Annotated in this window: 13 protein-coding genes; 3 read left to right on the top strand and 10 right to left on the bottom strand. The window is 55.4% G+C overall.

Annotated elements, in window-relative coordinates; all coding sequences use genetic code 11:
* Positions 1-18: 18 nt before the first annotated feature.
* From ACR6JA_RS20430 to dnaB, 3 genes are all read right to left on the bottom strand, one after another.
* Positions 19-1,212, bottom strand: a complete 1,194-nt coding sequence (locus tag ACR6JA_RS20430) for an amino acid aminotransferase (protein ID WP_494494268.1) — start codon at positions 1,210-1,212, stop codon at positions 19-21.
* A 58-nt stretch (positions 1,213-1,270) separates the two neighbouring features.
* Positions 1,271-2,350, bottom strand: coding sequence for an alanine racemase (alr, locus tag ACR6JA_RS20425; RefSeq protein ID WP_008455820.1), 1,080 nt, complete (start codon positions 2,348-2,350; stop codon positions 1,271-1,273).
* Positions 2,351-2,515: 165 nt separating this feature from the next.
* Entirely contained in the window at positions 2,516-3,922 is a 1,407-nt protein-coding gene (gene dnaB / locus ACR6JA_RS20420) for a replicative DNA helicase (RefSeq protein ID WP_008455821.1), read from the bottom strand.
* A gap of 79 nt (positions 3,923-4,001) precedes the next feature.
* Between dnaB and ACR6JA_RS20415 the strand changes: the two genes are divergently transcribed.
* Positions 4,002-4,985: a quinone oxidoreductase gene (locus ACR6JA_RS20415; protein WP_213714905.1), complete on the top strand. Its 984-nt coding sequence runs from the start codon at positions 4,002-4,004 to the stop codon at positions 4,983-4,985.
* Positions 4,986-5,193: 208 nt separating this feature from the next.
* Here ACR6JA_RS20415 and dusA read toward each other — a convergent pair whose 3' ends face one another.
* The 3 genes from dusA to ACR6JA_RS20400 all read right to left on the bottom strand — a co-directional run bounded on the left by dusA (position 5,194) and on the right by ACR6JA_RS20400 (position 8,266).
* Positions 5,194-6,198 carry a tRNA dihydrouridine(20/20a) synthase DusA gene (gene dusA / locus ACR6JA_RS20410; protein ID WP_166877589.1) on the bottom strand — a complete coding sequence of 335 codons (1,005 nt, stop codon included), beginning with the start codon at positions 6,196-6,198 and terminating at the stop codon, positions 5,194-5,196.
* An 85-nt stretch (positions 6,199-6,283) separates the two neighbouring features.
* Positions 6,284-7,591 carry a conjugal transfer protein TraF gene (locus tag ACR6JA_RS20405; protein WP_494494269.1) on the bottom strand — a complete coding sequence of 436 codons (1,308 nt, stop codon included), beginning with the start codon at positions 7,589-7,591 and terminating at the stop codon, positions 6,284-6,286.
* Positions 7,592-7,762: 171 nt separating this feature from the next.
* On the bottom strand, positions 7,763-8,266 hold the full coding sequence (locus ACR6JA_RS20400) for a cupin domain-containing protein (RefSeq protein ID WP_008455830.1): 504 nt from the start codon (positions 8,264-8,266) through the stop codon (positions 7,763-7,765).
* Positions 8,267-8,361: 95 nt separating this feature from the next.
* Between ACR6JA_RS20400 and zur the strand changes: the two genes are divergently transcribed.
* The gene (zur, locus tag ACR6JA_RS20395) at positions 8,362-8,874 is read left to right on the top strand and encodes a zinc uptake transcriptional repressor Zur (RefSeq protein WP_008455832.1); all 513 of its coding nucleotides are present in this window, start codon (positions 8,362-8,364) and stop codon (positions 8,872-8,874) included.
* Between the two features lie 75 nt (positions 8,875-8,949).
* Here zur and ACR6JA_RS20390 read toward each other — a convergent pair whose 3' ends face one another.
* From ACR6JA_RS20390 to ACR6JA_RS20375, 4 genes are all read right to left on the bottom strand, one after another.
* A complete protein-coding gene (locus ACR6JA_RS20390) occupies positions 8,950-9,159 on the bottom strand; it encodes a CsbD family protein (protein WP_008455833.1) in 210 nt (69 codons plus the stop codon).
* Positions 9,160-9,394: 235 nt separating this feature from the next.
* Positions 9,395-10,729: an MATE family efflux transporter DinF gene (gene dinF / locus ACR6JA_RS20385; RefSeq protein ID WP_166877598.1), complete on the bottom strand. Its 1,335-nt coding sequence runs from the start codon at positions 10,727-10,729 to the stop codon at positions 9,395-9,397.
* A gap of 76 nt (positions 10,730-10,805) precedes the next feature.
* The gene (gene lexA / locus ACR6JA_RS20380; protein WP_008455837.1) at positions 10,806-11,414 is read right to left on the bottom strand and encodes a transcriptional repressor LexA; all 609 of its coding nucleotides are present in this window, start codon (positions 11,412-11,414) and stop codon (positions 10,806-10,808) included.
* A gap of 109 nt (positions 11,415-11,523) precedes the next feature.
* Complete coding sequence (locus ACR6JA_RS20375) at positions 11,524-11,892, bottom strand: diacylglycerol kinase (RefSeq protein WP_494494270.1); 369 nt, start codon at positions 11,890-11,892, stop codon at positions 11,524-11,526.
* A gap of 131 nt (positions 11,893-12,023) precedes the next feature.
* On the opposite strand from ACR6JA_RS20375, the gene plsB reads away from it, so the two are divergent.
* Positions 12,024-14,453 carry a glycerol-3-phosphate 1-O-acyltransferase PlsB gene (gene plsB, locus ACR6JA_RS20370; RefSeq protein ID WP_494494271.1) on the top strand — a complete coding sequence of 810 codons (2,430 nt, stop codon included), beginning with the start codon at positions 12,024-12,026 and terminating at the stop codon, positions 14,451-14,453.
* Positions 14,454-14,473 lie beyond the last annotated feature (20 nt).

The raw sequence follows: 14,473 nt of genomic DNA, 5'->3' as shown, positions 1-14,473 counted from the left end.
AATAAAGTTAGCGAGCACTTACATCACTGCAGCGAACGCCTGCGCCACGCGCTGAACGTTGCTGTGATTAAGCCCGGCAACGCAGATACGACCACTGGTGAGCAGGTAAATGCCAAACTCATCACGCAGGCGGTCGGCCTGAGCCGCGCTTAGCCCAGTGTAGCTAAACATGCCGCGCTGTTTCACCAGGTAGTCAAAGTTGCGCCCCGGCACAGCTTTATTCAGCACTTCCACCAGCACCTGGCGCATTTCCAGAATACGCACGCGCATGGTTTCCACTTCGGCAATCCAGCTCGCTTTCAGCTTCTCGTCATTCAGAACGGTCGCCACGACCTGCGCCCCAAAGTTAGGCGGGCTGGAGTAGTTGCGGCGCACGGTAGCTTTGAGCTGACCCAGCACTCGCCCTGCGGCATCGCTGTCTTCGCAAACTACGGAAAGCCCGCCCACGCGTTCGCCATAGAGAGAGAAGATTTTAGAGAAGGAATTGCTGACCAGCATCGGCTGCCCGGAGGAGGCTATGGCGCGGATGGCATAGGCATCCTGCTCCATACCCGCGCCAAAGCCCTGATAGGCGATATCGAGGAACGGGATCAGGTTGCGTGCTTTAAGAACTTCCGTGACGGAATCCCACTGGCTGTCGGTGAGATCTGAGCCGGTTGGGTTGTGGCAGCAAGGGTGCAGCAGCACGACGCTAAGTTCAGGCAGCGTATTCAGTTTTTCCAGCAGCGCCTCAAAGCGCACGCCGTTGGTTGCGCTATCGAACCACGGGTAAGTATTCACGGTGAAACCCGCGCCTTCAAAGATGGCGACGTGGTTTTCCCAGGTTGGATCGCTGACCCATACCTGTGAATCAGGGAAATAGGTTTTCAGGAAGTCAGCGCCAATTTTTAAGGCACCGGACCCCCCGAGCGTTTGCACGGTGGCAATGCGACCTTCCACCAGCGCCGGGTGGTTAGCACCAAACAGCAGCGGCGCGATGGCGCTACGGTAGCTGTTCAGGCCTTCCATCGGTAAATAGAGAGAGGCGCCGTGAGCCTGCGCGTTCAGGCGAGCTTCTGCTTCTGCCACGGCCTGTAACTGCGGGATCACCCCGTCTTCATTGTAATAGAGGCCGATGCTGAGGTTGACCTTGTCGCTGCGCGGATCGACTTTAAAGCGTTCCATGAGGGAAAGGATCGGGTCGCCAGCATAGGCGTCAACTTTTTGAAACACGGTGAGGTTCTCCTGGTTTACAGTTCGCGGATTTCCACTGTAAACCAGGCGAGGACACTCAGTCCAGATACTTCATTGTTACCCTTGAAGTCAGGCGAGTGATAAGTTCGTAAGCACTTACATTCGAATATTCGGCGATGCGTTCGACCGGCAAACCTTCACCCCACAGCACTGCACTATCGCCCGGTTTATCGGCTGCATCCGGGCCTAAATCGACGCAAATCATGTCCATGGCAACGCGCCCCACAATGGGCACTTCGCGACCATTGATCAGCACCGGCGTGCCGGACGGCGCGCTACGCGGGTAGCCGTCACCGTAGCCCATAGCCACCACGCCAAGGCAGGTGTCACGCTCGGCAGTCCAGGTCCCACCGTAGCCAACCGGCTCCCCGGCTTTATGGCCGCGAACCGCGATCAGGCTCGAGGTTAAAGACATCACCGGCTGGAAACCAAAGTCTTCACCCCACGGCTTTTGTTCCAGCGGCGAAACGCCGTACAGGATGATGCCGGGGCGAACCCAGTCCATATGCGAGTCGGGCCACAGCAGAATGCCGCCCGAGGCGGCGATAGAACGCTGCCCCGGCTTGCCTGCTGTGAAAGAATTGAAGATGTCGAGCTGGCGCGGGGTGGCGTCGGACTCCGGCTCATCGGCACGGGCAAAGTGGCTTACCACGTTTACCGGTTGGCTGACGTTTTTGCAGGCGGCCAGGCGCTGATAGAAAGCTTCGGCCTCTTCCGGGCGCACGCCGAGGCGGTGCATCCCGGTGTCCAGCTTCATCCAGACGGTGATGGGCTGGCTGAGATCGGCCTGCTCTAGCGCTTCCAGCTGTTGAATGCTGTGGATCGCCGTCTGGAAGTTTTGGGCGGCAATCGTCGGCAAGTCTTCAGCATTGAAGAACCCTTCCAGCAGCAGAACGGGTTTAGTGATGCCACCTTCCCGCAGGCGCAGGGCTTCTTCGAGGCGGGCCACGCCGAAGGCATCGGCGTTTTCTAAGGTGCGGGCGGTCTCCAGCAGACCATGCCCATAGGCGTTTGCTTTCACGACTGCCACCAGGCGACTGTTCGGAGCCAGTTCGCGAAGGCGTTGCAGGTTGTGTCGCAGAGCGCGGCGGTTAATGACGACGGTTGCCGCTTGCATGTTCGTTCCTTGCTCAGTGTTTGGATTAAATGCTACCCATCCTCTAAATCATTCAGGTCACAGCAAGGCGGCAAAATAACTCAGCCCAATGAGCTTACTAAAGTAAGTGGTTCGGGTGAGAGAGTGCAGCCCACGCCGCTGTGGCTTGAAGGATGACGAGGATTTTTATTCTTCGTCGTACTGCGGCCCGGCATAGTTATCGAAGCGTGACCACTGGCCGTTAAAGGTCAGGCGTACGGTACCGATCGGGCCGTTACGCTGCTTACCGATGATGATTTCCGCGATACCTTTCAGGTCGCTGTTTTCGTGGTAAACCTCGTCGCGATAGATAAACATGATCAAGTCGGCATCCTGCTCGATGGAGCCGGATTCACGCAGGTCGGAGTTGACCGGGCGTTTGTCGGCGCGCTGTTCCAGGGAGCGGTTAAGCTGCGACAGCGCCACCACTGGAACCTGAAGTTCTTTTGCCAGTGCCTTGAGCGAGCGGGAAATCTCGGCGATCTCCAGCGTACGGTTGTCGGACAGCGACGGCACGCGCATCAGTTGCAGGTAGTCAATCATGATCATGCTTAAACCTTCATGCTCACGGTAGATACGGCGGGCACGGGAGCGCACTTCGGTTGGCGTCAGGCCGGAAGAGTCATCGATGTACATGTTGCGCTTCTCGAGCAAAATGCCCATGGTGCTGGAGATACGCGCCCAGTCCTCATCGTCCAGTTGGCCGGTACGGATTCGGGTCTGGTCCACGCGCGACAGCGACGCCAGCATACGCATCATGATCTGCTCGCCGGGCATTTCGAGGCTGAAAATCAGTACCGGTTTGTCCTGCAGCATGGCGGCGTTTTCGCACAGGTTCATCGCAAAAGTGGTTTTACCCATCGACGGACGAGCGGCCACGATAATCAGGTCAGAGCGCTGGAGACCCGCTGTTTTCTTGTTCAGATCCTGGTAGCCGGTATCCACCCCCGTGACGCCGTCGTGCGGCGTCTGGTAGAGGGACTCAATTCGGGAAACTGTGGCTTCCAGAATCTGGTCGATGCTTTTAGGGCCTTCATCTTTGTTAGCGCGGTTTTCGGCAATCTGGAAAACGCGGGATTCTGCCAGATCCAGCAAATCTTCACTGGTACGCCCCTGTGGGTCGTAGCCGGCATCGGCAATTTCATTGGCGACCGCAATCATTTCGCGCACCACCGCACGTTCGCGCACGATATCCGCGTAAGCGCTGATGTTCGCCGCACTTGGCGTGTTTTTAGAGAGTTCCGCGAGATAAGCAAAACCACCGACGCTCTCGAGCTGCCCCTGGAGTTCCAGGGATTCAGAAAGCGTAATCAGGTCGATGGGTTTGCTCATTTCGAGCAGGCGCTGCATTTCGGTAAAGATCATGCGGTGCGGACGGCTGAAGAAGTCGTTAGCGACCACGCGCTCGGCGACGTTGTCCCAGCGTTCGTTATCCAGCATTAAACCGCCCAACACCGACTGCTCCGCCTCAAGCGAGTGCGGCGGCATCTTCAGCCCTTCTACCTGACGGTCGCGGGGTTCTTTCGGTTTGTTGAAGGGTTTATTTCCTGCCATAGTGAGGGAGCTACCAAATTCATAGTGAGAGACCGGGAAGTATAACCATTCTTGTCACTCTTCGACACAAGGAGTTTCCATGGCAACGCGCATCGAATTTAGCCAACACGGCGGGCCAGAAGTATTGAAAGCCGTTGAGTTTACGCCGAAAGATCCGGCGGAGAACGAAGTTCAGGTTGAGAATAAAGCGATAGGTATTAACTACATTGATACCTATATCCGCAGCGGGCTCTATCCGCCACCTGCGCTCCCGAGCGGGCTGGGTACCGAAGCGGCTGGCGTTGTCAGCAAGGTCGGCAGCACAGTCACTCACCTGAAGGTTGGCGATCGCGTTGTTTACGCGCAGTCTGGCCTGGGCGCATACAGCAGCGTTCACAATGCGCCAGCCGATAAAGTCGCTAAAATCCCGGATACTGTCTCTTTCGAACAGGCAGCAGCTTCTTTCCTGAAAGGCCTGACCGTGTTTTACCTGCTGCGTAAAACCTACGAAATTAAAGCCAATGAAACCTTCCTGTTCCACGCGGCGGCGGGCGGTGTAGGCTTAATTGCCTGCCAGTGGGCGAAAGCGCTGGGTGCCAAACTGATTGGTACCGTCGGTTCAGCACAAAAGGCCGATCGCGCTTTGCAGGCCGGAGCGTGGCAAACCATCAACTATCAGCACGAAAATATCTCTGAGCGCGTCAAAGAGCTGACCGGCGGCAAGAAAGTGGCGGTCGTGTATGACTCCGTCGGGAAAGAGACCTGGGAAGCGTCGCTGGATTGCCTGCAGCGCCGAGGGCTGATGGTGAGCTTTGGTAACTCTTCCGGGCCGGTGACCGGCGTGAACCTGGGCATTCTGAACCAGAAGGGATCGCTGTACGTGACTCGCCCTTCTCTGAACGGCTATCTCACTACCCGCGCCGAGTTCGATGAAGCCTGCCACGAGTTGTTTTCGCTGATCGCCAGCGGCGCGATTAAGGTGGATGTCGCGGAAAACCAGAAATTTGCACTGAAGGATGCGGTGCTTGCACACCAGACGCTGGAGAGCCGTGCCACGCAGGGTTCAAGCCTGTTGATTCCGTAATTCTTTCAAAATTCAGAAAGAATTAGGGCTTCCCGGAGGAAGCCCTTTCTTTTTTGTTCGTGCTGTATGTAGGGTACAGCGCGATGAATTCTTGTTACTGCGAAAGGATAGTCGCAGATTTAATAAGTAAAAGAAATGACGCCACCGGGATTAAGTTCAGGCTTGTGATCGGCTCCGCAATACCTGAATTCTCCCGGTGGCCTAAAGACTAAAGCTGGCGTTTATCGGCAACCAAAGACAGCGCGTGTTCAACCACTTCAATGCCTGCCCCGGCTTTATGTGCGTTTTCGCTTAAGTAACGGCGCCACTGACGCGCGCCCGGTATTCCCTGGAATAAACCAAGCATATGCCGAGTTACATGGCCCAGGTAGGTGCCGTTTGCCAGTTCGCGTTCAATGTATGGATACATCGCTCGCACCACGGCAACGGGATCGCTGTCCGCAACATCTGCCCCGAAAATTTCGCGGTCAACCGTCGTCAGCAAGCCTGGGTTTTGGTAAGCCTCGCGCCCGACCATCACGCCATCGAGATGCTCGAGGTGGGTTTTCGCTTCTTCCAGCGTCTTAATCCCGCCGTTAATCGCCATGGTGAGCTGCGGGAAATCACGCTTGAGCTGGTACACGCGTGGATAATCCAGCGGTGGAATTTCACGGTTTTCTTTTGGGCTCAGGCCAGAGAGCCAGGCTTTACGCGCGTGGATGATAAACATCTCGCATTCGCCCTTGCCTGCCACAGTGCCAATGAAATCGCAGAGAAATTCGTAGCTGTCCTGATCATCAATGCCGATGCGGGTTTTTACCGTCACCGGAATAGAAACCACATCGCGCATCGCTTTAATACAATCGGCAACCAGCTGTGCTTCACCCATCAGGCAGGCACCAAAGCGCCCGTTCTGCACCCGGTCAGACGGGCAGCCCACGTTCAGGTTAATTTCATCGTAGCCGCGCGCTTCGGCGAGTTTTGCACAATGTGCCAGCGCCTGAGGATCGCTGCCGCCAAGCTGCAGCGCAATCGGATGTTCTTCTTCGCTATAGGCCAGATAGTCCCCTTTACCGTGGATGATCGCCCCGGTGGTCACCATTTCGGTGTACAGCAGCGTGTGGCGGGACAGCTGACGCAGGAAATAGCGGCAGTGGCGATCGGTCCAGTCAAGCATCGGCGCAATGGAGAAACGGTGCGGCTGGAAAGGAGTCTGGTTGCTTTGTGAGGACATACGTTTACGCAGGCTACGATTAAAAAAGGGTCGCTACTATAGCATAAAGCAGCGCCGGGGCATCAGGCTGCCCCGGCATTCAGCATCAGAAGGCCACGCTCAACTGCGCCCCCGCGCCCCAAGTTTGGTCTTCGCCGTACAGGCCCATCAAATCGATATTGACGTGTTTGCCTGCCGCGAACCCTACCCCGCCGGTAAAGACGTTGCTGTCATTGCTTTTCACATCCGCACGATAGCCGGCACGCAGCGCCAGCCAGGAAAGTGGCCTCACCTCAGCGCCAACACCCACATACTGAGAGTTGTCTTCGCTTTTAAAGCCTTTGGTTTCGGTCAGATCGCCGTCTGCGCTCAGGGTCACCAGCTCGTTATGCCAGGCTACCCCGGCGGTCACCAGCGGGCTGATTTGATAGGTATCTTTGTAGTTCCGTACTTCGCCGGTACGCCCGTTAGTGATGCGAATATCTTTCGTGTCGATATCGCGGGACACCAGATTCTGGCCGCTCAGGCCGACTGTCCAGTTCTCGCCAAAATCGGCCGCCACGCCTGCGTCAAGGTTGAATCCAGTGTCATCGTTGCGGTACTGGCTGTTCTTCCAGTCGCCGCTGCGATAGTCGTAAATGGACGTTGTGTAATTATACAGCCAGGTTTTCTGCAGTTTTGGCGTGACGCCAACGGAAACCGGGACGCCGCCAACATCGAACTTGTGGGCGAGAGCAATACCATAATCAGAAACGATGGCCGCACGGCCGGAAGCGGTTGAGTTCAGGTTGCGGGTGATCCGATCTGAGCCATTTAACGCCGCATCAATCGCCACGCCTCCCGCCACCGCGCTGGAATTCTGGATACTACGTAGGTAATTGATATCGTTTTGATCGATATCCGAGCTGACTTTCGCACGCGCGTAAGCTTTGGTGACGAAAGCTACGGAAAGAGTGTCATTTGGAATACTGACCGCAATCCCTGCGGCAGCTTTGGCATTCGCCGTTTCGCCCCGTAAATCTTCAAGCTCGTTGGCTAAATCCCCGGCGGCACTGCGGAACTGATTTAACGTCCCGTTCGGATTTAGAAGAATATCTCGCGGCGTTAACGACCGAATGGCCTGTTTATAGTTATCAACTTTATCGCTGATATCGTCGATGCGATCCTGGAGGTTGTCTTTATCCGTTATTTGCGCCCCGACAGACGGTAAAATAACGGTAATATTGTCGTCTGGTTTGGACCGGGCTAATAGCGCCGGGTTGATTAATACGCCGCTGCCATAATTAGCCGAAGCCACGCCGGTGCCCCCCATCGCATCGTTTCGCGCTTCGGACCAGGTCCCTGCCGCCCCGGCCTGATGGGCAATAAAGAAGGTTGCGGCGAGTGTCGCCACCGAAGATTTTATTTTATTCATTCACAGCACGCCTGTCTGATTGTCAGATGAAGTAATTCGCCCCTGACAGTTATGACTGAACAGAGGCAGACTATTGCTGTGAATAGCGTGATAAAAAGATGGATATTTGAACCATCAGGATCCCAGATATATCCTCAGGGTTAACGTCTTATTGTTTCCATGCTAATTAATTTATAGTTTACCCTTTGGCTTTCGTGAAGGAAGACCGTTGTGCGGGCCAAAGAATTGAGGCGGATGATCTATCCAACGATCCTGCCGCTGCACGGCATAAGACTGATTTAGCGGGTAATAAATTTTATTTTCGGCTTTATTGGCTTCACCTACGACTAATAGCCGCACATCCTGTTCGGTATTATTAATAAAGGTATGGCAAATGCCGGTTCCGGCAGGAAATCCCACGCTATCGCCCGGCTCGAGCGCCCAAAGATGACCGTTGATCCACACTTCGGGGTGCCCTTCGAGCACATACGCAAACTCTTCTTCGCTGCTTTCCGCGTGGGGATAAGAGGTTCTGCGGCCCGGAGGAATACGCTCATGGTGAATCCCAAGGCGGGTTAAACCGAAATTACGGGCCAGAGGAGCGCCAATAGAAAACAGCTCCGCGCTGTCCGGGTAAGTTGCGTCATCCTCGCCTTCCAGCTCGCGCCAGTGACGAATACAATCAGGTTTTTGCATCACTTCCTCCTGAGTAGATAGGGTCAGTATGTACCAGGATTCGGCGTTTTATCCGCATTATGGTAAAGTATTGCGTCAATGACCGGGAGAGGCTGATGGATACCACAACTTCGCAAAACGTGTTAGCTCAGGCTGAAAAGCTCTGCCTGCAACGCAATGTACGCCTGACGCCACAGCGTCTCGAGGTTTTGCGCCTGATGGCCGAGCAAACCGGGGCCATCAGCGCTTATGACCTGCTGGATCTCCTGCGCGTTAGCGAGCCACAGGCTAAGCCTCCAACGGTTTATCGCGCGCTGGATTTTCTGCTGGAGCAGGGTTTTGTGCACCGCGTGGAATCCAACAACAGTTACGTGCTGTGTAATTTTATCGATCATCCAACCCACTCTTCCGCCATGTTTATCTGCGACAGATGTGGGGCCGTGAAAGAACAGGCCGCTCAGGGTGTGGAAGATATTATGCAGAAACTGGCGTCCAAAATGGGGTTTGCCCTGCGCCATAACGTGATTGAAGCCCACGGATTGTGCGCTGATTGCTCGGAAGTTGAAGCCTGTAGCCACCACGGCGCCTGCGATCACGATCATTCAGTACAGCCGAAGAAAAAGCGTTAAGAGGGAGTGGTACATCCCTGTACCCGGGCAGGATTGGTCTTACTTACTGATTAGCACATATGAGGGTCCGCCAGATTACCAGCGGTAATTGCTCCCGGACTCCCAGTCCTTCACTTCTTTCTCTGCCTGGTCTTTGGCGTAGCCATAGCGTTCCTGGATTTTACCCACCAACTGGTCACGCTTCCCTTCGATGACGGTCATATCGTCATCGGTCAGCTTACCCCATTTCTCTTTGATCGTGCCTTTGAACTGCTTCCAGTTACCGCCGATTTCGTCCTTATTCATCATCATCTCCTCATCGTTCGGTTTAGATTTTCGCATCCGGACTGCAGGATGCTGACTTTCTGGAAAACATCCACTGTCTGCTGGATGTAAAGGTAATTGTAGACAAGGATTCTGAGTTAAATTTAAAACTCAGAATCTTTAACCATTATTAAAAGCGATGGAACGCTGATTCCTCATCTTAGAAACGAGAAATCAGCACGACAGGAGCAGGGTTAACGAAGGCCAGGAAGTTCGATCAATGGCCGCCCGATGTAGCGAACCAGGTATTATTACGCCAGTGGCGCCGCCAGATGACGCCAAGCGACAGGCCACGCAAGGCCAGAAACACCGCCAGAGACAGCCACAGGGCGTGGTTACCCCACAAAGGCAACGTAAGCATCGTCACGCCAAAGCCCAGCGCCGCAACCGCCATGCTGTTACGCATTTCGGCACCCCGCGTCGCGCCGATAAACATGCCGTCAAGCAGGTAACACCAAACGCCCACGACCGGCAGAATAACCTGCCAGGCAAGGTAATGATTTGCGAGAACACGAAGCTCCGGCAGGGAGGTAAGCAGCGCGACAATTTGCCCCCCAGCAAAAGCATAAATAGCGGCAAATGCTATCGCAACCAGCCCCGCCTGCCTGCACGCAGCCCCCCAAACTTCGAGCAACTGCCCACGGTTACGCGCCCCGTAAGCCTGCCCTGAATGGGCTTCTACGGCGTAAGCAAAGCCGTCCAGCGCATAGGCGGTAAAGGTCAACAGCGTCATCAGCACGGCGTTAACGGCGACAATTTCGCTGCCGAGACGCGCACCAAAAATGGTGATTGAAGCAAAGCAAATTTGCAGCAGCAGCGAACGCAGCATAATGTCGCGGTTGAGGGCCAGCAGCTTGCGTAAGTCCCCTTGCCAGGCCGTTTTGAGTCTAGCCCAACTGATGCCCCGCAGCTTCAGTACCTTCCGCACCATCACCAGGCCGATGATAAACGTCGCATATTCGGACACCGCCGTGGCCAACGCCGCCCCCTGCACGTTCATGTGCAGTCCCATCACCAGCCAGAGGTCGAGCACGATATTAATCAGGTTGCCGACGACCAACAGGATGACCGGCGCCCGCGCATACTGAACGCCCAACAACCAGCCTAACAGCACGAGATTAGCCAGTGATGCTGGAGCGCTAAGCCAGCGGATCTCCAGGAACCGCCTTGCCTGATACAACACCTCGTCATTACCGCCAACAACGTGCAGAGCAAGGTTGATCAGTGGATAACGCAGAACCACGATAGCCAGCCCGGCGATCATCGCCAGCATCAGGGGTTGAACCAGCGCGCGCGCCAGCCGCTGCGGATCGTTCGCACCAAACGCCTGTGCCGTTAACCCGGTGGTGCTCATGCGCAGAAAAAGCAGCAGCATAAAGAGAAAACTGGTCGCCGTTGCGCCGATAGCCACCCCGCCGAGATAGGTCGGGCTATCAAGATGGCCAATGACCGCCGTATCGACCAGGCCCAGTAACGGAACGGTGATGTTGGAAAAAATCATCGGCAGCGCAAGCCGCCACAGCGCACCATCCGTTGACGAAAAGAATCGCATGGGAATGATCCAGAGGAAAAAAGAGAGGTGTTTAGGCAGGTGGCACGGCAGAGTTACCGCACCACCGGAAGAGGTGTTACAGCCATTCACCGTTGCGGATCACCCCGACGGCCAGGCCTTCAATGCTAAAATTCTGCTCGCGAAGATCGACCACAATAGGCTGGAATTCGCTGTTTTCCGGCAGCAGGTGCACGGTGTTACCCTGCTTTTTCAGGCGTTTTACGGTCACTTCATCGTCGATACGCGCGACAACGACCTGGCCATTACGCACGTCCTGGGTTTTGTGAACGGCTAATAAATCACCGTCCATGATACCGATATCTTTCATCGACATGCCGCTGACGCGCAGCAGGAAATCGGCATTCGGCTTGAACAGAGAAGGGTCAACCTGGTAGTGGCCCTCGATGTGCTGTTGCGCCAGCAGCGGCTCACCGGCGGCAACACGGCCCACCAGCGGCAGGCCATTTTCTTCTTCAACCAGCAGACGAATGCCGCGTGATGCACCAGAAACAATCTCGATGGCACCTTTACGTGCCAGCGCTTTAAGATGCTCTTCCGCGGCGTTTGGAGAACGGAACCCCAGACGTTGTGCAATTTCGGCGCGCGTAGGTGGCATGCCGGTCTGGTTAATATGATCCCGAATGAGATCAAACACCTCTTGCTGCCTGGTAGTTAGTGCTTTCATTCCGCCCCCTGGGTGTTTATACAGTCATGCTGTGAGTATATACAGGCCCGGGCGATTTTGAAACCACAAATTAAGCAAAAAACCAGCGACTTAAACTATTCTGGAAGTGCTATCGCAAATGTGACCAAAGCAAGGTGGCCCAGGTCGCAACCGCAAGGATAATCGCTATCAATACCGCGGCCGAACCCATATCTTTGGCTCGCCCTGAAAGCTCGTGGTACTCGGTGCCGACACGGTCAACCAGCGCTTCAATGGCGCTGTTGAGGATTTCGACAATCATCACCAAAACAACCGAGCCAATCAGTAAAATACGTGTGATGGGGTCCACGTCCAGCCAGCAGGCGATGATGACAGCGATAACCGCCGCTACGCCCTCCTGACGAAAGGCGGCTTCGTTGATCCAGGCCGCACGTAGCCCCTTCCACGAGTAGCCTGCAGCCTTAATAATGCGGGTGATGCCGGTGGTATTATTCGCCATTCAAGGAAACCTTTTTAAATATTGAGCATCAATGCTCGCTGAGTCTAAATCGCAGCGCCACAGAAATTCCCCAGAGTTTCTGATATCCTTGCGGCGCATTTGCATTATTAACCTGAGGCTTTACATCATTTATGTCAGGCTGGCCAAGAATTTACTACAAATTACTGAATTTACCATTAAGCGTTCTGGTAAAGAGCAAGTCTATCCCGGCGGATCCCCAAACCGAACTCGGTCTGGACCCTTCACGCCCCATCATGTACGTCCTGCCCTACAATTCTAAGGCAGACTTACTGACGCTGCGTGCTCAATGTCTGGATCACGATCTGCCCGACCCGCTGGAACCTCTGGAAATTGACGGCGTACTGCTGCCGCGCTACGTGTTTATCCACGGCGGGCCGCGCGTCTTCACCTATTACACGCCAAAAGAAGAATCGGTAAAACTGTTCCACGATTATCTGGATCTGCACCGCAGCAATCCCGATCTCGATGTACAGATGGTGCCGGTTTCCGTGATGTTCGGCCGCTCGCCAGGGCGCGAAAAAGGTGAAATCAACCCGCCTTTACGCACGCTGAACGGCGTCCAGAAATTCTTTGCGGTTTCCTGGCTGGGTCGCGATAGCTTCGTGCGTTTCTCGCCGCCGGTTTCGCTTCGGCGCATGGCAACCGAACACGGCACGGACAAGATTATTGCCCAAAAATTGGCTCGCGTGGCGCGCACTCACTTTGCCCGCCAGCGCCTGGCCGCCGTTGGCCCGCGCCTGCCGGTTCGCCAGGATCTCTTCAACAAGCTGCTGGCGTCAAAAGCGATTGCCCGCGCGGTAGAAGATGAAGCTCGCAGCAAGAAAATCTCCCACGAAAAAGCGCAGCAAAACGCCGTCGCTCTGATGGAAGAGATTGCCGCGAACTTCTCCTACGAAGCCGTGCGTCTGACGGACCGCGTTTTAGGGTTAACCTGGAACCGCCTCTATCAGGGCATTAACGTGCATAACGCCGAACGCGTGCGCCAGCTTGCCCATGATGGCCACGAAATCGTCTATGTGCCCTGCCACCGCAGCCACATGGACTATCTGCTGCTTTCCTACGTGCTTTATCACCAGGGGCTGGTTCCGCCGCACATTGCCGCCGGGATCAACCTGAACTTCTGGCCAGCAGGGCCGATTTTCCGCCGCCTGGGCGCGTTCTTTATTCGCCGTACCTTCAAGGGCAACAAGCTTTACTCCACGGTATTCCGCGAATATCTGGGCGAGCTGTTCAGCCGCGGCTATTCCGTTGAATACTTTGTCGAGGGTGGCCGCTCCCGTACCGGCCGTTTGCTGGATCCTAAGACTGGCACGCTGTCGATGACCATTCAGGCCATGCTACGCGGCGGCACCCGCCCGATCACTCTGGTGCCGATTTACATCGGGTACGAGCACGTCATGGAAGTGGGCACTTACGCGAAAGAGCTACGCGGTGCGACCAAAGAAAAAGAGAGCTTCATGCAGATGGTGCGCGGCCTGAGTAAGCTGCGCAACCTCGGCCAGGGTTACGTTAACTTCGGCGAACCGCTGCCGCTGATGACCTACCTGAACCAGCATGTTCCGGAATGGAAAGACTCTATCGATCCGATAGAAGCAATTCGCCCGGCCTGGCTGACGCCAACGGTGAATGATATCGCTGCCGATATCATGGTGCGTATCAACAACGCAGGGGCCGCTAACGCCATGAACCTGTGCTGTACCGCGCTGCTTGCTTCACGCCAGCGTTCGCTGACCCGTGAACAGCTTACCGAACAGCTCGACTGCTACCTGAACCTGCTGCGCAACGTGCCGTATTCTCCGGACGCCACCGCACCAACTGTTTCCGCTGACGCGCTGATCGACCACGCGCTGCAGATGAACAAGTTCGAGGTGGAGAAAGACACCATCGGTGACATCATCATTCTGCCGCGCGAGCAGGCCGTGTTGATGACCTATTACCGCAACAACATCATGCACATGCTGGTGCTGCCGTCGCTGATGGCGTCCATCATTACTCAGCATCGCCACATCTCGCGCGCGGAGCTGCTGCGTCAGATAGAAGTCATTTACCCGATGCTGAAAGCCGAGCTGTTCCTGCGTTGGGAAAAAAGCGAGTTGGGCAGAGAAATTGATGCGCTGATCGCCGAGATGGAGCGTCAGGGTCTGGTCATGGTTGTCGGTGACGAAGTGCAGATCAACCCTCACCGTTCACGCACTCTGCAGCTTCTGGCGGCGGGCGTGCGCGAGACAATTCAGCGGTATGCCATCACCTTCTGGCAGTTGAGTGCCAACCCGTCGATCAACCGCGGGACGCTGGAACGCGAAAGCCGCACGGTGGCGCAGCGACTGTCCGTTCTGCACGGCATTAACGCCCCGGAATTCTTTGATAAAGCGGTCTTTACCTCGCTGGTTCTTACCCTGCGCGATGAAGGCTATATCAGCGATACCGGTGATGCAGACGCGACCGAAACCATCAAGGTTTACCAGATGCTGGCCGATCTTGTGACCTCGGACGTACGTCTGACGATTGAGAGCTCCGCTTCCCAGGACGCGGTTTCTTAATTCAGCAGAAACGAAAAAGG

The organism is Cedecea sp. B1(4) (genome assembly GCF_059414925.1).
This window is presented reverse-complemented; position numbering and strand designations above follow the sequence as displayed.